The 19,856-nt window shown below is 73.1% G+C and carries 20 protein-coding genes; 14 read left to right on the forward strand and 6 right to left on the reverse strand.

The genetic code is table 11. From position 1 onward, the window contains the following. Nucleotides 1-132: 132 nt before the first annotated feature. The 5 genes from B1A86_RS05670 to B1A86_RS05690 all read left to right on the forward strand — a co-directional run bounded on the left by B1A86_RS05670 (nucleotide 133) and on the right by B1A86_RS05690 (nucleotide 4,753). Nucleotides 133-825 carry a metalloregulator ArsR/SmtB family transcription factor gene (locus B1A86_RS05670; RefSeq protein WP_223247562.1) on the forward strand — a complete coding sequence of 231 codons (693 nt, stop codon included), beginning with the start codon at nucleotides 133-135 and terminating at the stop codon, nucleotides 823-825. 76 nt (nucleotides 826-901) lie between these two features. Beyond that, complete coding sequence (gene sufB / locus B1A86_RS05675; RefSeq protein WP_002855322.1) at nucleotides 902-2,374, forward strand: Fe-S cluster assembly protein SufB; 1,473 nt, start codon at nucleotides 902-904, stop codon at nucleotides 2,372-2,374. A gap of 1 nt (nucleotide 2,375) precedes the next feature. Beyond that, entirely contained in the window at nucleotides 2,376-3,614 is a 1,239-nt protein-coding gene (sufD, locus tag B1A86_RS05680; protein ID WP_036315255.1) for a Fe-S cluster assembly protein SufD, read from the forward strand. Between the two features lie 46 nt (nucleotides 3,615-3,660). Then, nucleotides 3,661-4,425 (forward strand): Fe-S cluster assembly ATPase SufC, encoded by a 765-nt coding sequence (gene sufC / locus B1A86_RS05685; protein WP_070708818.1) that lies wholly within the window; start codon nucleotides 3,661-3,663, stop codon nucleotides 4,423-4,425. Between the two features lies 1 nt (nucleotide 4,426). Beyond that, nucleotides 4,427-4,753 carry a metal-sulfur cluster assembly factor gene (locus B1A86_RS05690; protein ID WP_070708819.1) on the forward strand — a complete coding sequence of 109 codons (327 nt, stop codon included), beginning with the start codon at nucleotides 4,427-4,429 and terminating at the stop codon, nucleotides 4,751-4,753. A gap of 105 nt (nucleotides 4,754-4,858) precedes the next feature. Here B1A86_RS05690 and B1A86_RS05695 read toward each other — a convergent pair whose 3' ends face one another. Beyond that, the gene (locus B1A86_RS05695) at nucleotides 4,859-5,806 is read right to left on the reverse strand and encodes a neutral zinc metallopeptidase (protein ID WP_070708820.1); all 948 of its coding nucleotides are present in this window, start codon (nucleotides 5,804-5,806) and stop codon (nucleotides 4,859-4,861) included. 122 nt (nucleotides 5,807-5,928) lie between these two features. On the opposite strand from B1A86_RS05695, the gene abc-f reads away from it, so the two are divergent. Continuing rightward, a complete protein-coding gene (abc-f, locus tag B1A86_RS05700; protein ID WP_070708821.1) occupies nucleotides 5,929-7,527 on the forward strand; it encodes a ribosomal protection-like ABC-F family protein in 1,599 nt (532 codons plus the stop codon). 30 nt (nucleotides 7,528-7,557) lie between these two features. On the opposite strand, the gene B1A86_RS05705 is transcribed toward abc-f, so the two are convergent. Genes B1A86_RS05705 through B1A86_RS05715 form a run of 3 tightly spaced genes read right to left on the reverse strand, consistent with a single transcriptional unit; the run spans nucleotide 7,558 to nucleotide 9,307 of the window. Further along, nucleotides 7,558-8,475, reverse strand: coding sequence for an SURF1 family protein (locus tag B1A86_RS05705; RefSeq protein ID WP_070708822.1), 918 nt, complete (start codon nucleotides 8,473-8,475; stop codon nucleotides 7,558-7,560). Continuing rightward, entirely contained in the window at nucleotides 8,472-8,843 is a 372-nt protein-coding gene (locus B1A86_RS05710) for a hypothetical protein (protein ID WP_036336831.1), read from the reverse strand. Before B1A86_RS05710 ends, B1A86_RS05705 begins: the two co-directional genes overlap by 4 nt. Next, nucleotides 8,840-9,307: a DUF3099 domain-containing protein gene (locus B1A86_RS05715; protein ID WP_078025545.1), complete on the reverse strand. Its 468-nt coding sequence runs from the start codon at nucleotides 9,305-9,307 to the stop codon at nucleotides 8,840-8,842. Before B1A86_RS05715 ends, B1A86_RS05710 begins: the two co-directional genes overlap by 4 nt. Before the next feature lie 171 nt (nucleotides 9,308-9,478). On the opposite strand from B1A86_RS05715, the gene B1A86_RS05720 reads away from it, so the two are divergent. After that, on the forward strand, nucleotides 9,479-10,225 hold the full coding sequence (locus B1A86_RS05720) for a beta-ketoacyl-ACP reductase (RefSeq protein WP_070708561.1): 747 nt from the start codon (nucleotides 9,479-9,481) through the stop codon (nucleotides 10,223-10,225). A 37-nt stretch (nucleotides 10,226-10,262) separates the two neighbouring features. Further along, nucleotides 10,263-11,021 (forward strand): SDR family oxidoreductase, encoded by a 759-nt coding sequence (locus B1A86_RS05725; protein WP_078025544.1) that lies wholly within the window; start codon nucleotides 10,263-10,265, stop codon nucleotides 11,019-11,021. 73 nt (nucleotides 11,022-11,094) lie between these two features. Here the strand turns inward: B1A86_RS05725 and serB are convergent, their stop codons facing one another. Next, nucleotides 11,095-11,931, reverse strand: coding sequence for a phosphoserine phosphatase SerB (gene serB / locus B1A86_RS05730; RefSeq protein ID WP_036383368.1), 837 nt, complete (start codon nucleotides 11,929-11,931; stop codon nucleotides 11,095-11,097). 86 nt (nucleotides 11,932-12,017) lie between these two features. On the opposite strand from serB, the gene B1A86_RS05735 reads away from it, so the two are divergent. The 6 genes from B1A86_RS05735 (at nucleotide 12,018) to B1A86_RS05760 (ending at nucleotide 17,066) form a co-directional block, all read left to right on the forward strand. After that, a complete protein-coding gene (locus tag B1A86_RS05735; RefSeq protein WP_052520061.1) occupies nucleotides 12,018-12,842 on the forward strand; it encodes an ABC transporter ATP-binding protein in 825 nt (274 codons plus the stop codon). Further along, entirely contained in the window at nucleotides 12,839-13,684 is an 846-nt protein-coding gene (locus B1A86_RS05740; RefSeq protein WP_041103831.1) for a sulfite exporter TauE/SafE family protein, read from the forward strand. The genes B1A86_RS05735 and B1A86_RS05740 overlap by 4 nt, the downstream gene beginning before the upstream one ends. Continuing rightward, nucleotides 13,677-14,519 (forward strand): RNA methyltransferase, encoded by an 843-nt coding sequence (locus B1A86_RS05745; protein WP_060974147.1) that lies wholly within the window; start codon nucleotides 13,677-13,679, stop codon nucleotides 14,517-14,519. Before B1A86_RS05740 ends, B1A86_RS05745 begins: the two co-directional genes overlap by 8 nt. Before the next feature lie 109 nt (nucleotides 14,520-14,628). Continuing rightward, nucleotides 14,629-14,886, forward strand: a complete 258-nt coding sequence (locus B1A86_RS05750; protein WP_002855042.1) for a type B 50S ribosomal protein L31 — start codon at nucleotides 14,629-14,631, stop codon at nucleotides 14,884-14,886. Between the two features lie 103 nt (nucleotides 14,887-14,989). Next, complete coding sequence (locus tag B1A86_RS05755) at nucleotides 14,990-16,048, forward strand: biotin/lipoate A/B protein ligase family protein (protein ID WP_036383370.1); 1,059 nt, start codon at nucleotides 14,990-14,992, stop codon at nucleotides 16,046-16,048. Nucleotides 16,049-16,421: 373 nt separating this feature from the next. Beyond that, nucleotides 16,422-17,066, forward strand: coding sequence for a hypothetical protein (locus B1A86_RS05760; RefSeq protein ID WP_223247538.1), 645 nt, complete (start codon nucleotides 16,422-16,424; stop codon nucleotides 17,064-17,066). Nucleotides 17,067-17,145: 79 nt separating this feature from the next. Here the strand turns inward: B1A86_RS05760 and pepN are convergent, their stop codons facing one another. Beyond that, nucleotides 17,146-19,794, reverse strand: coding sequence for an aminopeptidase N (gene pepN, locus B1A86_RS05765; RefSeq protein WP_078025543.1), 2,649 nt, complete (start codon nucleotides 19,792-19,794; stop codon nucleotides 17,146-17,148). Nucleotides 19,795-19,856: the final 62 nt, after the last annotated feature.

A 19,856-nucleotide genomic window follows, 5' to 3' on the forward strand; every position in this document is an offset into this window, starting at 1 on the left:
CTAGTCCTCGGGCCCTGCGACCCCGGCTCGTGGGGCCGGGGCGCCCGGTCTGACGCGGGTTCCGCCGCGGGCGTCATCAAGCCAGGCGAGCCTCACTTGAACCGTTCCAGATCAATAGGTCATGATGGCGTGGTGTATTCGGATCAGTCTGCGTCGCCCCCCGCTCCGGCCCCGGCCGAGGGCACGCGCGAGCGTGTGCTGCAGCTGGTCCTGACGCGTGGACCCGTGAGCGCGGCCGAGATCGGTCGGGAGCTGGAGCTGACCGCGGCCGCCGTGCGCCGCCATCTGGACGCGCTCGAGGAGGACTCGCTCGTCGAGGTCAAGCGGGTCACCGCGGCCCGCGGCGCGGGACGGCCCTCCCGCCGCTACGTGGTCACCTCGCACGCGCAGGAGCACCTGCCCAAGGACCACCTCGCCGTCGCCCTGGACACCCTGGCCCGCCTCGAGGAGCTCGGCGGGGAGGAGGAGGTGCGCCGCACCGCGCGCCACGCCTTCCGGGAGATCGAGGAGCGCTTCACGGCCGCCGTCGACGGCCGGGAGACCGCGCTGCAGGACCGCACCCGCATCCTCGCGCGGGTCCTCGACGAGGCCGGCTACGCCGGCACGCTGCGCCACTTCGGCGCGGGCCTGGCGCCCACCCTCCGCGCGGACCAGGTCTGCCAGGGGCACTGCCCGTTCCAGGGAATTCCCGCGCGCCATCCGGAGTTCTGTGAAGAGGAGACCGCGCTGTTCGCCCGCCTGCTCGAGGTGGACGTGCGCCGGCTCTCGACCCTCGCCGCCGGCGCCCACGTGTGCACCACACACGTGCCGCTGGGCCGCGACTGAGCCGCGCGGGCCACGCCCCGGCTCCCGCCGACCACCCGACCGACCCCGACCGCAGTGACTAGTGAGAGAGGCTGAGATGACCGACCAGATCGTCCAGCGGGACTCCACGGAGACCGCCGACCCCGGCGTGATCCAGGAGATCCTCGACAAGAACCCCGAGCTCAACGCCATCGGCGCCTACCAGTACGGCTGGGCCGACTCCGACGCGGCCGGCGAGAAGGCCGTCCGCGGTCTGAACGAGGACGTCGTGCGCGACATCTCCGGCAAGAAGGACGAGCCGGAGTGGATGCGCGACCTGCGCCTGAAGGCCCTCAAGTACTTCGAGCGCAAGCCGATGCCGGCGTGGGGCCCGGACCTGTCCGGCATCGACTTCGACAACATCAAGTACTTCGTGCGCTCCACCGAGGGCCAGGCCAAGACCTGGGAGGACCTGCCCGAGGACATCCGCAACACCTACGAGCGCCTGGGCATCCCGGAGGCCGAGCGCGAGCGTCTCGTGGCCGGCGTCGCCGCCCAGTACGAGTCCGAGGTCGTCTACCACCAGATCCGTGAGGACCTGGAGGAGCAGGGCGTCGTGTTCCTCGACACCGACACCGCGCTCAAGGAGCACCCGGAGATCTTCGAGGAGTACTTCGGCACCGTGATCCCGGTCGGCGACAACAAGTTCGCCTCCCTGAACACGGCCGTGTGGTCCGGCGGCTCCTTCGTGTACGTGCCCAAGGGCGTGCACGTGGAGATCCCGCTGCAGGCCTACTTCCGCATCAACACGGAGAACATGGGCCAGTTCGAGCGGACGCTGATCATCGCGGACGAGGACTCGTACGTGCACTACATCGAGGGCTGCACCGCCCCGATCTACCAGTCCGACTCGCTGCACTCGGCCGTCGTCGAGATCGTGGTGAAGAAGAACGCGCGCGTGCGCTACACCACCATCCAGAACTGGTCCACGAACGTGTACAACCTCGTGACCAAGCGCGCCGTGGTCGAGGCCGGCGGCACCATGGAGTGGATCGACGGCAACATCGGCTCCAAGGTGACCATGAAGTACCCGGCCGTGTACCTGACCGGCGAGCACGCCACCGGCGAGACCCTCTCCGTCGCGTTCGCGGGCAAGGACCAGCACCAGGACACCGGCTCCAAGATGGTGCACATGGCCCCGCACACGAACTCCTCGATCGTGTCCAAGTCCGTGGCCCGCAGCGGCGGCCGCGCCGCCTATCGCGGCCTGGTGCAGATCGCCGAGGGCGCGAACGGCTCCGCCAACTCGGTGGTGTGCGACGCCCTGCTCGTGGACACGGTCTCCCGCTCCGACACCTACCCGTACATCGACATCCGCGAGGACGACGTGACCCTCGGCCACGAGGCGACCGTCTCGAAGGTGTCCGAGGAGCAGCTCTTCTACCTCATGAGCCGCGGCATGTCCGAGGACGAGGCCATGGCCATGATCGTGCGCGGCTTCATCGAGCCGATCGCCCGCGAGCTGCCCATGGAGTACGCGCTCGAGCTCAACAAGCTGATCGAACTGCAGATGGAAGGATCGGTGGGCTGACATGACCGACACCGTTGAGAACACCCAGCGGACCATGATCCCGGGCATGGGCGAGGAGGGCGAGAAGCTCACCGCCGCGCAGAACCCGGCCGCCCGGGCCGGGGGCCGGGAGCGCAACGCCGCGGGCTCGCGCGCCGATCGCCTCAGCTCCTTCGAGCTGTCCGACTTCCCCGTGCTCACGGGGCGCGAGGAGGACTGGCGCTTCACCCCGCTCAAGCGCCTGGGCGGGCTGCACCTGCCCGAGGGCGACGACGCGCGCCTGACCGGTGCCGCCCCCGCCGTGACCGTGGCCGAGCAGGCCGGCGTCACGGTGGAGACCGTGGCCCGCGACGACGCCCGCGTCGGCTCCGTCCTGACCCCGGACGACCGCGTGTCCGCCGCGGCCTGGAACTCGGTCTCCGAGGCCACCGTCGTGACGATCTCCGGTGAGGTCGCCGAGCCGGTGCGCATCGACGTCGTCGGCTCCTCCGCCGACCCGGCCGCGATGCACCTGACCGTGCTCGTGGAGGAGAACGCGCAGGCCGACGTCGTGATCGCCCACCGCGGCACCGCCGTGCTGGCCCAGAACGTCGAGTTCGACGTGCGCCGCGACGCCCGCCTGAACGTGGTCGCACTGCAAGCCTGGGAGGGCGATGCCGTGCACGTCTCGGCCCAGCAGGCCTCGGTCGCCACGAACGCGCACTTCAAGCACGTGGCCGTGTCCTACGGCGGCGGCGTGGTGCGGCTGACCCCGACCGCGCGGTTCGCCGCGGAGCGCGGCGAGGCCGAGATGTACGGCCTGTACTTCGCCGACGCCGGTCAGCACCTCGAGAACCGCCTGTTCGTGGACCACAACCAGCCGGACTGCGTCTCGAACGTGCTCTACAAGGGCGCCCTGCAGGGCACGGACGCGCGCACCGTGTGGGTGGGCGACGTGCTGATCCGCAAGGAGGCCGAGGGCACGGACACGTACGAGAAGAACCAGAACCTGCTGCTCTCCGACGGGGCGCGCGCGGACTCGGTGCCGAACCTGGAGATCGAGACCGGCGTGATCGAGGGGGCGGGCCACGCGTCCGCGACCGGCCGCTTCGACGAGACCCAGCTGTTCTACCTGATGGCCCGCGGCATCTCCGAGACCGAGGCCCGCCGCCTGATCGTGCGCGGCTTCCTCAACGAGATCATCCAGAAGATCGGCATCGGCGACGTCGAGGACGAGCTGACCGCCGTCATGGAGGACGAGCTCCGCATCGCGCAGCTCTGACCGACGCCCCGCAGACCCCACCGCCTTCCACCCGAGGAGAACCACCATGGCAACCCTGCAGATCACCGACCTGCACGTGCAGATCGCGACCGAGAACGGCCCCAAGGAGATCCTGAAGGGCCTCTCCCTGACCATCGAGACGGGCGAGACCCACGCGATCATGGGCCCGAACGGCTCCGGCAAGTCCACCCTGGCCTCGACCATCGCCGGCCACCCGCGCTACGAGGTCACCTCCGGCTCCATCACCCTCGACGGCGAGGACGTGCTGGAGATGGGCGTCGACGAGCGCGCCCAGGCCGGCCTCTTCCTGGCCATGCAGTACCCCGTGGAGATCCCGGGCGTCACCATGACCAACTTCCTGCGCACCGCCAAGACCGCGCTTGACGGCGAGGCCCCCTCGCTGCGCACCTGGACCAAGGACGTCAAGGGCGCCTTCGAGGCCCTGCAGATCGACCCGGCGTTCATGAACCGCAACGTCAACGAGGGCTTCTCCGGCGGCGAGAAGAAGCGCGCCGAGATCCTCCAGCTCGAGCTGTTCAAGCCCAAGTTCGCGATCCTCGACGAGACCGACTCCGGCCTCGACGTCGACGCGCTGCGCATCGTCTCCGAGGGCGTCAACCGCGCCCAGGCGCAGAACGAGATGGGCACCCTGCTGATCACCCACTACACGCGGATCCTCAACTACATCAAGCCGGACCACGTGCACGTGCTGGTGGACGGCCGCGTCGCCGAGTCCGGCGGCCCGGAGCTCGCCGAGCAGCTCGAGGCCGAGGGCTACGCCCGCTTCGAGAAGGCCGCGGCGGGGGCCTGAGATGACGGAGACCGCGAACCAGGTGCCCACGGAGGACATCCGTGAGGCCCTCAAGGACGTGATCGACCCGGAGCTGGGCGTCAACGTCGTGGACCTGGGTCTGCTCTACGGGCTGCACTACGCCGACGACGGCGCGCTGCTCGTGGACATGACCCTGACCACCGCGGCCTGCCCGCTCACGGACGAGATCGAGGACCAGGTCTCCCGCGCGATCGGCACCATGGTGGACGAGTGGCGGCTGAACTGGGTCTGGATGCCCCCGTGGGGCCCCGAGCGGATCACCGAGGACGGGCGCGACCAGATGCGCGCCCTTGGCTTCAACATCTGATCCGGTCCGGACGACGACGGCGGCCCCTCACCTTCGCCCAGGAGGTGAGGGGCCGCCGTCGTCGTGGGGGAGTGCGGACGGACCCGCAGGCGCGGTGCTCTCGGCTCAGATGTCCAGGGAGGGGGCCCGGAACGTGTCGCACTGGCGGATGTCGGGCTCCTGCTGGGCGCTCTGGTAGCCGCGCATGAACCAGGCCATGCGCTGCTCGGAGGTGCCGTGCGTGAACGCCTCGGGGTCCACCCGCCCGGTGTGGGTGGACTGGATGCGGTCATCGCCCACGGCGGAGGCCGCGTCGATGGCCTGGCGCAGCTGGTCCTGCGAGATCGGCTTCAGGAACGGCTCACCGGACTCGGGGTCCACGGTGGAGGTGGCATGCCCGGCCCACATGCCGGCGAAGCAGTCGGCCTGCAGCTCTGCGCGCACGGCGCCGGAGGTGGGGCCGGTGGTCCCGTCCTTCGAGTGCTGCAGGTAGCCGGTCACCTGCTGAACGTGGTGGCCGTACTCGTGCGCCACGATGTACTCCTCCGCCAGCGGTCCGCCCTCGGCGCCGAAATCGGTCTGCAGCGTCTCGAAGAACGCGGTGTCGAAGTACATGGACTCGTCCGCCGGGCAGTAGAACGGGCCCGTGGCCGAGGAGGCGCTGCCGCAGCCGGTGCTCACGCCGCCCTGGAACAGGGTCAGCTGCGGCTGGCGCCACTGGATGTCCGAGAACTGGGCGAGGTACTCGCCCCAGAACTCGTCCGCGGCCTCGGTGGTCGCGACGACGCGGCAGTCCGTGTTCTGGTTGGCGTCCGCACCGCTGGCGCACTCCTCGTCCGAGAGGGGCTGGCTCTGGCCGCCCGAGCCCGTCTGCTGCTGGTACTGACTCTGGCCGACGGACCCGCCGCCCGTGTCGATCCCGAGCTGCTCGGCCAGCCCGGGGGCGAAGATCGCGAGCAGCAACGCGAGCAGGCCGCCGCCACCGCCGATGGCGATGCCCCGGCCCCCCAGCCCGCCGCCACCGCCCGATCGGGCCCGGCCGGCGTCGATCTGCACGTTCTCGTTGAAGCTCATGGGGCCAGAGTGTAGACGGACTAGACTGGCCCGGCACCGCGCTGGCCCCCGCCCGTCGAGATCGGCCGGACCCCGCCGGTGCACCCCTGTTCTTCCCTCGACCCCTGGAGTCTGACACCCCCATGCTGACCGTCACCGATGTCGAACTGCGCGTGGGCGCCCGTCTCCTCATGGACGAGGTGAACTTCCGCGTGGACAAGGGGGACAAGGTCGGCCTCGTGGGGCGCAACGGCGCCGGCAAGACGACGCTGACCAAGGTCCTGGCCGGCGGCGGGCAGCCCACGGCGGGCACCGTGACCCGGACCGGGCGCATCGGCTACCTGCCCCAGGACCCCAAGGTCGAGGACATGGACCAGTCCGGCCGCGACCGCATCCTCTCCGCCCGCGACCTGGACCAGACGATCCGCCGCATGCGGGAGGCCGAGGCCGGCATGGCCGCCGTCGACGACGCCGAGCGGGAGCGGGCGATGAACCGCTACTCCCGCCTGGAGGCGGAGTTCGAGGCCCGCGGCGGCTACGCGGCCGAGTCCGAGGCCGCCCGGATCACGTCCAACCTCGGCCTGCCGGACCGCGTCCTGGACCAGCCGCTGCACACCCTCTCCGGCGGCCAGCGCCGCCGCGTGGAGCTCGCCCGCATCCTCTTCTCCGACGCGGACATCCTGCTGCTGGACGAGCCCACCAACCACCTCGACCACGACTCGATCGTGTGGCTGCGCGACTACCTGAAGACCTACTCCGGCGGCCTCCTGATGATCTCGCACGACGTCGAGCTCATGGAGATGACCGTGAACAAGGTCCTCTACCTGGACGCGAACCGGCAGACCATGGACGTCTACAACATGACGTGGAAGAACTACCTCGCCCAGCGCCAGCAGGACGAGGCGCGCCGCCGGCGGGAGTTCGCCAACGCGGAGAAGAAGGCCTCGGCCCTCATGGCCCAGGCCGAGAAGATGCGTGCCAAGGCGACCAAGGCCACCGCCGCGCAGAACATGATCAAGCGCGCCGAGCGGCTCATGCGCGGCGTCGAGGGCGAGCGCGCGGTCGACCGCGTGGCCGCGATCCGCTTCCCCACCCCGCAGGCCTCCGGCAAGACGCCGCTGCGCGCCGAGAACCTCTCCAAGTCCTACGGCTCGCTCGGGATCTTCACGGGAGTGGACCTGGCGATCGACCGCGGCTCGCGCGTGGTGATCCTGGGCTACAACGGCGCCGGCAAGACGACGCTGCTGCGCATGCTCGCCGGGGAGGAGACCCCGGACACCGGGGAGGTGCAGGCGGGCCACGGGCTCAAGCTGGGTTACTTCGCCCAGGAGCACGACACCCTGGACCAGGACGCGTCGGTCCTGGACAACATGCGCCACGCCGCCCCGCAGCTCGGCGACACCCAGGCGCGCACGCTGCTCGGATCGTTCCTCTTCCAGGGCGACGACGTCGACAAGCCCGCCCGCGTCCTCTCCGGCGGCGAGAAGACCCGCCTGGCGCTGGCCACGCTCGTGGCCTCGAGTGCGAACGTGCTGCTGCTGGACGAGCCCACGAACAACCTCGACCCCGCCAGCCGTGAGGAGATCCTCCACGCACTGCGCCAGTACGAGGGCGCCGTGGTGCTCGTGACCCACGACGAGGGCGCCGTCGAGGCGCTCGACCCCGAGCGCGTGGTGCTGCTGCCGGACGGGGTCGAGGACCTCTGGAACGACGACTACAGGGACCTCATCACCCTCGCCTGAGTCCGCGGGCCGCCGAGGCGGAGGGCCGGCTCAGTCGAAGAGCGCATCCTCGGCCTCCTCGTCCGTGAGCCGCCCGTCGCGCCGCCGCCGGGCCGGCTTGGCGCGGGGGACCCGGTGCGCGGAGAGCAGCCCGTCGTCCGCGGCGTCGTCGAGGGCGTCGGCCCGGTCGTTGCGGGCGCGCATCCACGCGGAGTACCCCCACACCCCGAAGCCCATGGCCGCGAACAGGTACCACTGGATCGCGTAGGACAGGTGCGGGCCCTCGTCGAGGGTGGGCTCGACGAGCTTCTGCGGCATCGGCTCCACCGCCGGGTCCTCCGTGACCATGATCCCGTAGGCCGTCCCGGCCACGGGCCCGCCCACGGTGTCGGCGATCTCGGCGAGGTCGATCGAGGGCACCTGACCGTCCGGGGCGTCGCGGTCCAGGGCCGGCTCCCCGGGCTTGACCCGCACCACGACCTCGGCGTGGCCGGCGGGCGGGGCCGGCACGGCGTCCGGCTGACCCGGACTGTTGCCCACCGGGAGCCAGCCGCGGTCCACCACGACGACGGGGCCCTCGTCCGTCCGGAACGGCACGAGCACCTCGTAGCCGGGCTGGCCGGCCCGGGGGCGGTTGCGGACGATGAGCGTCTCGTCGACGAGGTACTCGCCGGTCAGTGTCACGGGCGTCCACTCGTCGTCGGTCTGGAACGCGGTGAACAGCCGGGAGGCCTCGGCGAACGGAACCGGGTCGTCGTCGTAGTTCTCCAGGACGCGGTTGACGCGGTGCTGGACCTCCACGCGGCGGTCCCACTGCCACTGCGCGAGCGCATGGCACAGGAACGCGAAGAGGACGCACACCACGAAGCCGAGGATCCACGGGCCGGTGGCGAGGAAGCCGAAGCGCAGGGCAGGAAGGCGTTCGGCGTCGCGGGCGGTCGGGTCCGTCATGGGGGCGGGGATGCTCATGGGCGCGGGGGCTCCTGCGGGGTCTCGGGCGTGTCGACCTCGGGCGCCTGCGTGGCGGCCGGATCGAGCGGGCGGGAGCGCCGCAGGAAGCCGCGGGCGCTCAGGAAGTCGTCCAGGAAGGGCCGATGGTCCGTGCAGGCCAGCCAGGTCTTCACGCGGTCCGGGGCGTGGACGCGCGGGTTGTTCCACTCCAGGGCCCAGGCGGCCTCCGCGGTGCAGCCACGACGCGAGCAGACCGGCCGCTCGGGCCCGTCCACGGCGGCGTGCGGGGATCGGGCAGTGGAGGCACCGGCGGCGGGGTCAAGGCGGCCGGACGCGAGGGCGCCCAGCAGGTCCATGCCCGGCTCACCCGGGACCGCGCCGATCACGCGCCGCCCCGTCCGGGCAGGCCGGGACTGCCGGCGGACGAGGACCCTCGGCCCAGCGCCCGGGGCGCACGGTCGCGCGGGTCGTCCACGAGGTCGCCGGTGAGCACGACCGGCTCGGGCGCCGCCGTGTCGTCGGGGCGGGGGGCCAGGGCCGGTCCCTGGGCGGGCACGGCGCGCAGGGTGCCGGCCTGCTGCGGGCCGGTGTTGTTCACGCGCACGACGGCGACGTAGGGCAGCACGACCGCGCCGAGGATGAACCCGAGCTGCCACCAGCCGTGGGTGAAGAGCGCGGCGACGAAGCAGGCGGTGCGGACCAGCATCTGGACCAGGTAGACCCTCATGCGCGCCTCCCGGTCCGCGCTGCGGCCGGCGGCGGCGGTGGTGACCCCCTGGACCTCCGGTGTCGTCCCGCGCCCGGCGCGGGCGGGACGGCCGGCTCGGGAGCCGGCGGCGGAGCTGGTCATGGCGCATCCTCCTGGCACGTCGCGCCCTGCGGAGGGCCCCCGCGCGGCCGCGGACGTAGAGTGGTGGTTCACATGCCGGCGCGCCCGCCCTCGGCGGCGTCCCGCAGGACGGCGTCGACGGCGCCGCGCCGGTGCTCCAGTCTAGTCCCGTCCCGTCCGGAAGGTGTTCCCATGGCCGATCAGACCACCACGCCCACAGCGGACGCGCAGGCCGCCGGCCGCAGCGTCCTCGTCACGGGGGGCAATCGCGGCATCGGCCTGGCCATCGCCCGGGCGTTCGCCGCGAACGGCGACCGCGTGGCCATCACCTCCCGCTCGGGGGAGGGGCCGGAGGGGGTCCTCGCGGTCCGGGCCGACGTGACGGACGCGGCCTCCGTGGACGCGGCCTTCCGCGAGGTCGAGGAGGTCCACGGCCCGGTCGAGGTGCTCGTGGCCAACGCCGGCATCACCCACGACCAGCTGCTGCTGCGCATGTCCGAGGATGACTTCACCTCGGTGATCGACACGAACCTCACCGGCGCCTTCCGCGTGGTGCAGCGCGCCACCAAGGGCATGATGCGCCTGAAGCGCGGACGCATCGTCCTGGTCTCCTCCGTGGTGGGCCTGCTCGGCTCGCCCGGCCAGGTCAACTACGCCGCCTCCAAGTCCGGCCTCGTCGGGATGGCCCGCTCGATCACGCGCGAGCTCGGCGCGCGCGGCGTGACCGCGAACGTCGTGGCCCCCGGCTACATCGACACCGAGATGACGCAGTCCCTCGACGACGAGCTCAAGGCCCAGTACAAGACGTCCATCCCGGCCGGCCGCTTCGCCGCCCCGGAGGAGGTGGCCGGCGTCGTGCGCTGGCTGGCCTCGGACGAGGCCGCGTACATCTCCGGGGCCGTGATCCCCGTGGACGGCGGCCTGGGCATGGGCCACTGACGACCACCGACCGCTGAGCAGACAGGAAGCACAGAACATGACCGAGCAGGACCTGGCCGGACGCGGCGTCGTCGTCACCGGCTCCTCCCGCGGCATCGGAGCCGCCACCGCCGAGCTGCTGGCCGCCCGCGGCGCGGGCGTCGTGGTGAACTACCGCCAGAAGGCGCCGCGCGCGAACAAGGTGGTGCAGAGGATCGAGGACGCCGGCGGCCGCGCCGTGGCCGTGGGCGGCGACGTGACCGTCGCCGAGGATCGGGCCGCGCTGCTGGACGCCGCCGTGGAGCACTTCGGCTCACTCGACGTGCTCGTGCTCAACGCCTCGGGCGGCATGGAGTCCCAGTTCGGCGAGGACTACGCCCTGAAGCTCAACCGTGACGCCCAGGCCGCGCTGGCCGACGCCGCGCTCGAGCGCATGGGTGCCGGCGGGCAGATCGTGTTCGTGACCTCCCACCAGGCGCACTTCATCGACGAGGTCGCCACGATGGACTCCTACGAGCCCGTGGCCCGCTCCAAGCGCGCCGGCGAGGACGCCCTGCGCGAGCGCATCCCCGCGTTCACCGAGAAGGGCGTGGGCTTCGTGGTGGTCTCCGGCGACATGATCGAGGGCACCATCACCGCCACCCTGCTCGACCGCGCCGAGCCCGGTGCCATCGAGGCCCGCCGCGAGGCCGCCGGCAAGCTCTACTCCGTGGAGGAGTTCGCCGCCGAGATCGCCTCCCTCGTGGGCCGCGAGGGCCTCGAGGTCGGCCACACCGAGCTCGTGGGCGGCGCCGAGGACTTCCTCGGGCAGGACTGAACCCCACCACACCCCAGACGACGAGGGCCGGATCCGTGGGATCCGGCCCTCGTGACCTCCGGGAGCGGACGGCTCAGAGACCGAGGAGCCACCGCAGGGGGGTGAAGGAGGGCACGTCGACGACGACGTCCGCGTGCTCCCGGAGGATCGGCTTCGCGCACAGCGCCACGCCGCAGCCGGCCGCCTCGAGCAGATCGATGTCGTTGGCGCCGTCGCCCACGCCGACGGCCTGCTCGGGGGTGAGCCCCGCGTCCTCGGCCCAGGCGCGCAGCATGGCGGCCTTCGCCGCGCGGTCCACGACGTCGCCGAGCACCTTCCCCGTCAGGTGCCCGTCCTGCACCTCGAGCTCGTTGGCGCAGTAGGCGTGCACGCCCCACGCCTCGGCCAGCGGGGCGAGCACCTGGGTGAAGCCGCCGGAGACCGCGCACACCCGGCCGCCGGCCGCGGTGACGGCCTCGATCAGCGCGAGGGCTCCGTCGGTGGGCCGGATGGCCCGCACCACGTCCGCCACGACGCCCACGGGCAGCCCCGCGAGCGCCTCGACGCGCGCGTGCAGCGAGGCGGCGAAGTCGAGCTCACCGCGCATCGCCCGCTCCGTCACCTCGGCGACCTCGGCCTCGCGGCCGGCGTGGGCGGCGAGCAGCTCGATGACCTCCTGCCGGATCAGCGTGGAGTCCACGTCCGTCACCACGAGGGGCGCCGGCGCGGCGGCGACCGTCGCCGGCACCGTGAGCACGTCCCACCCGGAGCCCGGCTCCGGGGCCGCCGCCCACTCGTCCGCGGCGAAGCGCCAGCCCAGCAGGCCGTCGTCGGTGAGCCGCTCGGCGTCGTCGGGCACGCCGGCCGGGGGCGCGTCCGTGACGAGGAGGGCGGGGTCGGCGGTGACGACGAGGCGGCGCAGGGTGCTCATGCGCGGCATCCTAGGCGGGGGTGCGGGCGCGGCCGGGCGTGCGTCGCATCGGCGACGCGCCGGCCGGCCGGACTAGGCTGGCCCCCATGACCACCCCCGCGCCTCCCGACGACTGGTTCCTCCCGGATGAGGACGCCGTGCTGCAGATGCGCCGCGTGCGCGTGCGCCGCGGCACCACCGACATCCTCGGCCCCCTGGACTGGACGGTCCGCGCGGGGCAGCGGTGGATCGTGATGGGCCCGAACGGCGCCGGCAAGTCGACGCTGCTCCAGCTGGCCGCGGCCCGCCTGCACCCGACCGCCGGCGACGTCGGCGTGCTGGACGAGGTGCTCGGCGCCGTCGACGTGTTCGAGCTGCGCCCGCGCATCGGCCTGTCCTCCGCCCAGCTCGCCGCCCAGGTGCCCGCGAACGAGACCGTGCAGGACGCCGTCGTCACCGCCGCCTACGGGATCACCGGCACGTGGCGCGAGCGGTACGAGACGGAGGATCGCGCCCGCGCGCTCGGCCTCGTGGCGACCTGGGGGCTCTCCCGCCTCGCGCACCGCGCGTTCGGCACCCTCTCCGACGGTGAGCGCAAGCGCGTGCTCATCGCCCGTGCCCTGATGACCGATCCCGAGCTGCTCCTGCTGGACGAGCCCGCCGCGGGCCTGGACCTCGCCGGGCGGGAGGACCTCGTGCGCCAGCTGACGGCGCTCGCCACGGACGAGGACGCGCCCGCGCTGGTCCTCGTCACGCACCACCTCGAGGAGGTGCCCCCGGGTTTCACGCATGCCCTGCTGCTGCGGGACGGCGGCGTCGTGGCGGCCGGGCCCATCGAGTCGACGCTCACCGAGGAGCACCTCTCCGCGGCGTTCGGCACGGACCTGAAGGTGACGCGCACCGGCGGTCGGTACACCGCCGTGGCCCGGTGACGGGGCTGCTGACCGCGCAGCTGCTGGGCATGGACCTGTGGCAGGTCCTGCTCGTGCTGCTCGCGGGGTTCTGGGCCGGCACGATCAACTCGGTGATCGGCTCGGGCACGCTCGTCACCTTCCCGACGCTCGTGGCGGTCGGGTTCCCGCCCGTGACGGCCCAGGTCTCCAACGCGATGGGCCTGGTGGCCTCGGGCTTCTCCGGCACGTACGGGTACCGCCGCGAGCTGGCCCAGTCCCGGGCGCTCCTGCCGAAGCTGACCGTCGCGTCCCTGCTCGGCGGGGTCATCGGCGCCGCCCTGCTCACCACGCTGCCCCCGGCCGTGTTCGGCTACGTCGCGCCGGTGCTGCTCGTGGTGGCCCTGACGGTCGTCGTGCTGCAGCCGCGCATCCAGGGGTGGGTCCGGCGTCGGGCGGAGGACCAGGGACCGACCCCCGGCGCGGACTCTCCCGTGCCGGTGGGCCCCGTGACCCCGACGCTGTGGACGCTCGTGTTCCTGACCGGCATCTACGGCGGCTACTTCGTGGCCGCCCAGGGCGTCATGCTCATGGCGATCTTCGGCGTGCTGCTGGTGGGCGGCACCCTCGTGCACGCCAACGCGGTGAAGACGTGGCTGTCGCTGGTGGTCAACCTCACCGCCGCCGCGTTCTACCTGGTCTTCGCCTTCGACCGCATCGACTGGCGGGCCGTCCTGTTGATCGCGCTCTCCTCGCTCGTGGGCGGGCTCGTGGGCGCGCGGATCGGCCGGCGCATCTCGCCGACGGCGCTGCGCGTCACCATCGTGATCGTGGGCCTGGCCGGGCTGGTGGTCATGGTGATGCGGCAGGTCTCGGGTGGGTGAGGTCGGGACCCGCGAGGTGCGCCTGGAGCGGATCGAGGACCTCGCGGACCCCCGCCTGGCCCCCTACACGACCATGACGGACGCGGCGCTGCGCCGTCGCGTCGACGCCGAGCACGGCGTCTTCCTCGCCGAGTCCTCCCAGGTGGTCCGCCGCGCGCTGGACGCCGGACACACCCCGCGCTCCTTCCTGCTGGGGGACCGCTACCGCGGTTCCTTCGCGGACGTGCTCGCCGCCCATCCGGACGTCCCGGTCTTCACCGGACCCGACGATGTGCTCGAGGCCCTCACCGGGTTCCACCTGCACCGCGGCGCCCTGGCCGCGATGGACCGCCCCGCACCCCGGCCGCTCGCCGACGTCCTCGCGGGCGCCCGGCGCGTGCTCATCGCCGAGGACCTCGTGGACCACACGAACCTGGGCGCCGTGGTGCGCTCCGCCGTCGCCCTCGGCTGGGACGCCCTGCTGCTCACCCCGCAGGCCGCCGACCCGCTGTACCGGCGCGCCATCCGCGTCTCGATGGGCACGGTGTTCCGCCTGCCGTGGGCGCGCCTGCCCGGTCCGGTCGCCCAGTCGCTGCCCGCGCTGCGGGCGGCCGGGTTCGCGGTGGCCGCCCTCGAGGTGACGGAGCGCGCCGTGGGCCTGGACTCCGCCCGGATCGAGCCGCTGCGCACCGCCGAGCGCCTGGCCCTCGTCCTCGGCCAGGAGGGGCCGGGGGTCCGTCCCGAGACCCTCGCCCAGACCGACGCCGACGTCGTCATCCCCATGCCCGCCGGCGTCGACTCGCTGAACGTGGCGGCGGCCGCGGCGGTCGCGCTGTGGGAGCTGCGCGCGCGCTGACCGGCCCGGGTGCGGTAGAGTGGGCGGCTGGCCCGCCCTCCGGCGGACCCCCTGACCACACCTCTCGCGCCCCTGGTCCCAATCAGGCGGCTGACACGAAGGATGCACCATGAAGTCTGAGATCCACCCGGATTACCGCTACGTCATCTTCAACGACCTCGCCTCCGGTGAGAAGATCCTCACCCGCACCACCGCGAACTCCGACAAGACCGCGGAGTGGACCGATGGCAACACCTACCCGGTGATCGACGTCGAGATCTCGGCCGCCTCGCACCCGTTCTACACGGGCAAGCAGCGCATCATGGACACCGCCGGCCGCGTCGAGCGCTTCAACGCCCGCTTCAAGGGCTTCGGCGGCAAGAAGTGACCGCGGCGGCCTGAGCCGCACGCCCACCACGACGACGGGCCCCGCGCCCCCGGAACGATCCGGGCGGTGCGGGGCCCGTCGCGTCGCCCGTAGGCTGACGGGCATGACGACTCTCCACGGTGAATACAAGGTGATCGGCGGCAAGCTGGTCGCGGCGGACCTGAGCCTCGCGGACGGCCGGATCGCGACCGCGAGCATCAACGGCGACTTCTACCTCGAGCCGGATGAGGCGCTCGAGGACCTCAACGCGGCGGTGGCCGGGCTGTCCGCGGACGCTGAGCACCGCGTCATCCGGGAGGCCGTCGAGCGGGGTCTGCGACCCGAGGCCGAGCTGTTCGGCGTGGACGCCTTCGCGGTGGCCTCGGCCGTGCGTCGGGCCCTCGGCAAGGCGACCACGTGGGGGGACCACGAGTGGGAGGTCATCGGGCCGGAGCCGATGCCGATCGCGCTCACCGTGGCCCTGGACGAGGTGCTCACCCGGCAGGTGGCCGAGGGACGTCGCAAGCCGACCATGCGCCTGTGGCAGTGGAACGAGCCGGCCGTGGTGATCGGCGCCTTCCAGTCGCTCGCCAACGAGGTGGACCCCGAGGGGGCGCGGCGGCACGGCATCAACGTGGTGCGGCGGATCTCCGGCGGCGGCGCGATGTTCATGGAGGCGGACAACTGCGTCACGTACTCGATGCACGTCCCGTCGTCGCTGGTCGACGGGCTGGAGACGGCGGAGTCCTACCCGTTCCTGGACGAGTGGACCATGGACGCGCTCTCCCGACTCGGCGTGCACGCGTTCTACCAGCCGCTCAACGACATCGCCACGGACCAGGGGAAGATCGGCGGCGCCGCGCAGAAGCGGGTGGGCACGGCCGGGCTGCTGCACCACGTGACGATGAGCTACGACATCGACGCGGACAAGATGCTCGAGGTGCTGCGCATCGGCCGGGAGAAGCTGCGCGGCAAGGGCGTGACCTCGGCGAAGAAGCGCGTGGACCCGCTCCGGCGCCAGACCGGCGTCTCCCGCGCCGAGATCTGGGAGACCATGATGACCACCTTCGAGGAGCGCTACGGCGCCCGCCGCGTCGAGCTGGACGAGGCCACCCGTGAGGAGGCCGAGCAGCTGGCCCGCACCAAGTTCGCGACCCCGGAGTGGACCGCGCGGGTGCCCTGAGCCGCCTGACGGCGTCCCGGCACCGTCCGGCACGCTTCCGTCCGGGGGCGGTTTGCGGTGGTATTCGACGTGAATACCGCCCGAAACCGCCCCCGACGCGTCGAGGTGTGGCGGGGCGGCTCTGTCAGGATCGGACCATGACCCCCGACGACGACGCCCCCGTCCGCCTGATCGCCCGCTCCGACGCCCCGGGGCGCCCACGGTCGACCGTGGACGTCCACTGCGCCCTCGAGCTGGAGCTGGCCTCCGGCCGCCGCGTGCCTCTGCTCACGGACCGCGGCTGGACGAGCCGGGCGGCGGCCGCACGCCTGCCCAGGAGGAGACGCGACACTGGGACGCGCTGGCAGCGGTCGCGGCCGAGGCCGGGGTGCCGGTGGGTGCCGCAACGTTGCGCGAGCTGCCGCTGGTGGGGGAGACCTCGCCCGAGCTGGCCGCCCTCGTGGACCGGGCGCACCGCGAGGCCCGCGCCCTGAACCGGCTGCTCGGCGTCCACCCGCTGGCCCTCGGCACGGTCGCGCCGGCCGACGTGCTGGGCGCCGACGCGACCGCCGCGCTGCGGACCGGGCTGGCCGCGGGACTCGGCGTCGCGCCGACGGCGTGGGAGGACCCGGGCGTCGTGCTCGCGCCCGCCGCGGACGCCGACCCGGAGCTGCTGCACGTGGTCCTGCTCCACACGACCGCGGTGGTCGCCGGGCCACCCGCACTCGTGGCCCGCCTCGCGGACGCCGACGTCTCCGACCTGCTCGACGACGCCTCCCTCGGCGCGCACCTGCGCGGCCCGGTGGAGGACGTGTCGGCGGCCTGGCTCCACGCGGCCGACCGGCAGGCGCTGTCTCTCGACCCGGACGGCGGGGCCGCGCACGTGGCGCGCCACGCCGAACTGACGGCCGTGCTGGAGACGCGGCCCGTCGTCGTCGAGCGGGTGGGGATGCGCGACCGGGACGCCCAGCGCGCCGCCGACGCCGTGGGCCTGCGCCGGGTGGGCCGGGAACGCGTGCTCCGCGTTGCCGCGCCCTGAGCTGGAATGGTCACGACACACCGCCTCGCCCGAGGGGAGGCGGCGTGTCGTGACCACTCTGCGCGGGAGGGCTTACCGCTCAGCCCGCCGGCTGCACCGCCTGCACGCGCAGGGACCGCCGCAGGGCGTCCGTGTGCTCCACGACCAGGCGCCGCAGGGCCCCCGGGGCGTCGGGGTGCTCGTCCAGCCAGCGCTGGGCCGCGGCCAGCGTCGGGTGCGACTCCTGCGCGTCGGCGCCGCCGGCCACCGCGTCCTGGCGGCCCGGGAACAGCCCGCCGATCGCGCGCGAGGCCAGCCCGTTGGACCGCGAGGCCCACACCGAGGTCAGGCGCGGCCAGAAGCCGGACTCGTAGGGGGCGAGGAGCTCGACCCCGCCCGCGGCGAAGCCGGCCGCCGTGGCCGAGAGCAGGTCGTTGGACAGCTCCGTGCCGGTGGTCGTGCGGCCGGACATGACCGCCTCCCACGCGGCGGCCTTGACCTCGGCCTCGGGGCGGGCGGCTGCGGCGAGCCGGTGCCACGTGACGGTCTGCGCCGTGCGGCCGGCCTCGAGCTCCGCGTCCAGGCGGTCCTGGTCGGCCCGGCCGGTCGCGGCGAGGGCCTGGAGCACGAGCCAGCGCAGCTCCGCGTCGACCGCCAGGCCCGGCGCGAACGCCGCCGCGTCCTCGCCGAGCAGGGCGGCCTCGAGGGCCGCGGCCATCCCGACGTCGGCCCGCGCCAGCGTCGCCCACGTGCGGGCCGCGGTGCGCTGGCGGTCGGAGCCGGCCTCGAGCGTGCGGGTCTGCTCGGCCAGGACCTCGCCCAGCCGGGACCGCAGCGCGTCACGGTCCTCGGCGCGGGCGTACTGGCCCACGGCCGCGGCGGCCTGCGCCAGCACCTGCGCGTGCACGCCCACGGTCGCGATCCGCGCGGACAGCGTCGCCACCGCGTCCAGGAACCGGGCGACCGGCAGCTCGCCGTCGCGGGTCATCGACCACAGGGCGGCCCACACGGTGGCCTCCGCGAGCGGGTCCGCGATGGGGTGCGTCAGGGCCGCGCGCAGCGAGCCCGCGTCGAGCGCGACGGCGGCGTAGGTGAGGTCCTCGTCGTTGGGCAGCACGAGGCGGACGCCCCCGGGCACCTCGAGGTCCGGCAGGGGCACGGCCGCGCCCTCCGCCCCACCCGGCACATCGGCGGTGACCTGGGCGGTGCGGCGCAGGACGCCGTCCTGCCCGGGCGTGAAGACGCCGACCTTCAGCACGTGCGGGCGGAGGATCGGCCCGCCCGTGACCGGGTCCGCGCCCTCCTGGCGCAGCACCGGGGCGTCGCCGTCGACGTCGACCCGCAGCCGGGGCACGCCGGAGGTGTGCAGCCACGCGTCCGCCCACGCGCGCATGTCCCGCCCCGAGGCGGCCTCGAGGACCGCCATGAAGTCGGCGAGGGAGGCGTTGCCCCACGCGTGGGCGGCGAAGTAGCGATGTGCGGCGTCGAGGAACGCGTCACGGCCCACGTAGGCGGCCAGCTGCTTGAGCACGGAGGCGCCCTTGGCGTAGGTGATCCCGTCGAAGTTCTGACGGGCGGCCTCGAGGTCGACGATGTCCGCGACGATGGGGTGCGTCGTCGGCATCTGGTCCTGCACGTACGCCCAGGCCTTGCGGCGGGACGCGAAGGTCACCCACGCGGTCCGGAAGTCGGTGGCCTCGTCCACGCCGAGGGCGCCCATGTAGTCCGCGAACGACTCCTTGAGCCACAGGTCGTCCCACCAGTGCATCGTCACGAGGTCGCCGAACCACATGTGCGCCATCTCGTGCAGGATCACGTTGGCGCGGCCCTCGTACTGGACCGCGGTGGCCCGCGAGGTGAACACGAAGTCCTCGGTGAAGGTCACGAGGCCCGGGTTCTCCATGGCGCCGAGGTTGTACTCGGGCACGAACGCCTGGTCGTACTTGCCCCACGGGTACGCGACGCCGAAGAGGTCGTGGAAGAACGTCAGCCCCCGCTTCGTCACGTCGAACACGGCCTCGGGGTCGAACGCGTCGGCCATCGTGCGCCGGGTGAACAGCCGCAGCGGCACGGCCTGCGCACCGCTGGCCGGGTGACCGTCCCAGGCGTCCTCCCACTGCGCATAGGGGCCGGCGAGCAGCGTCGTGATGTAGGTGGACTGGGGGAGCGTCGGGGCGAACTCCACCCGGACGACACCGTCCCCGGTCGGCGTCCGGGAGACCTCCGGCCGGTTCGAGGCCAGCACCCAGTCCTCGGGTCCGGTGAGGGAGAAGGTGAAGGCGGCCTTGAGGTCCGGCTGCTCGAAGTCCGGGAACACGCGGCGCGCGTCGGCGGGCTCGTACTGGGTGTAGAGGTAGACCTCGCCGTCGGCGGGGTCCGTGAAGCGGTGCAGGCCCTCGCCCGACCGGGAGTACACGGACCGGCCGACCAGCTCGACCACGTTCTGCGCCGCCAGGTCGGGCAGCAGCACCCGGGCCTCGCCCACGACCTCGGCCACGTCCAGCGCCGTGCCGTTGAGGGCCACCGACTCCACGCCGCCGTGGATCCAGTCCAGGTGGGTCTGCGCGCCGGGCTCGGCGCACGCGAAGCGGATCACGGTGCGGACCGGATAGGTGTCGGCGGCGGCGTCCCGGGCGTCGGAGAGGTCCACGTCCACGACGTAGTCCTGCACCGTGAGCAGGCGGGAGCGGTCCGCGGCCTCCGCGCGGGTGACGTTGGTGGCGTCGAGGTCGGGGGTGGTGTCGGTCAAGGCGAGCCTCCGGTCGGGGATCCAGCGGGGACGGCGACGCGCGGACACACCGGGGCGTGCCC

Source organism: Micrococcus sp. KBS0714, from assembly GCF_002008305.4.
In the GTDB taxonomy this organism is placed as follows: Bacteria; Actinomycetota; Actinomycetes; order Actinomycetales; family Micrococcaceae; genus Micrococcus; species Micrococcus luteus.

Excerpts from the sequence above, each read along its gene's own strand:
- sufD (WP_036315255.1), top strand. The coding sequence starts at position 2,376 with ATGACCGACACCGTTGAGAACACCCAGCGGACCATGATCCCGGGCATG.
- B1A86_RS05705 (WP_070708822.1), bottom strand. The coding sequence starts at position 8,475 with ATGAGCATCCCCGCCCCCATGACGGACCCGACCGCCCGCGACGCCGAA.
- serB (WP_036383368.1), bottom strand. The coding sequence starts at position 11,931 with ATGAGCACCCTGCGCCGCCTCGTCGTCACCGCCGACCCCGCCCTCCTC.
- B1A86_RS05725 (WP_078025544.1), top strand. The coding sequence starts at position 10,263 with ATGACCGAGCAGGACCTGGCCGGACGCGGCGTCGTCGTCACCGGCTCC.
- B1A86_RS05695 (WP_070708820.1), bottom strand. The coding sequence starts at position 5,806 with ATGAGCTTCAACGAGAACGTGCAGATCGACGCCGGCCGGGCCCGATCG.
- abc-f (WP_070708821.1), top strand. The coding sequence starts at position 5,929 with ATGCTGACCGTCACCGATGTCGAACTGCGCGTGGGCGCCCGTCTCCTC.
- B1A86_RS05715 (WP_078025545.1), bottom strand. The coding sequence starts at position 9,307 with ATGACCAGCTCCGCCGCCGGCTCCCGAGCCGGCCGTCCCGCCCGCGCC.
- B1A86_RS05735 (WP_052520061.1), top strand. The coding sequence starts at position 12,018 with ATGACCACCCCCGCGCCTCCCGACGACTGGTTCCTCCCGGATGAGGAC.
- B1A86_RS05690 (WP_070708819.1), top strand. The coding sequence starts at position 4,427 with ATGACGGAGACCGCGAACCAGGTGCCCACGGAGGACATCCGTGAGGCC.
- sufB (WP_002855322.1), top strand. The coding sequence starts at position 902 with ATGACCGACCAGATCGTCCAGCGGGACTCCACGGAGACCGCCGACCCC.
- B1A86_RS05750 (WP_002855042.1), top strand. The coding sequence starts at position 14,629 with ATGAAGTCTGAGATCCACCCGGATTACCGCTACGTCATCTTCAACGAC.
- B1A86_RS05755 (WP_036383370.1), top strand. The coding sequence starts at position 14,990 with ATGACGACTCTCCACGGTGAATACAAGGTGATCGGCGGCAAGCTGGTC.
- sufC (WP_070708818.1), top strand. The coding sequence starts at position 3,661 with ATGGCAACCCTGCAGATCACCGACCTGCACGTGCAGATCGCGACCGAG.
- B1A86_RS05720 (WP_070708561.1), top strand. The coding sequence starts at position 9,479 with ATGGCCGATCAGACCACCACGCCCACAGCGGACGCGCAGGCCGCCGGC.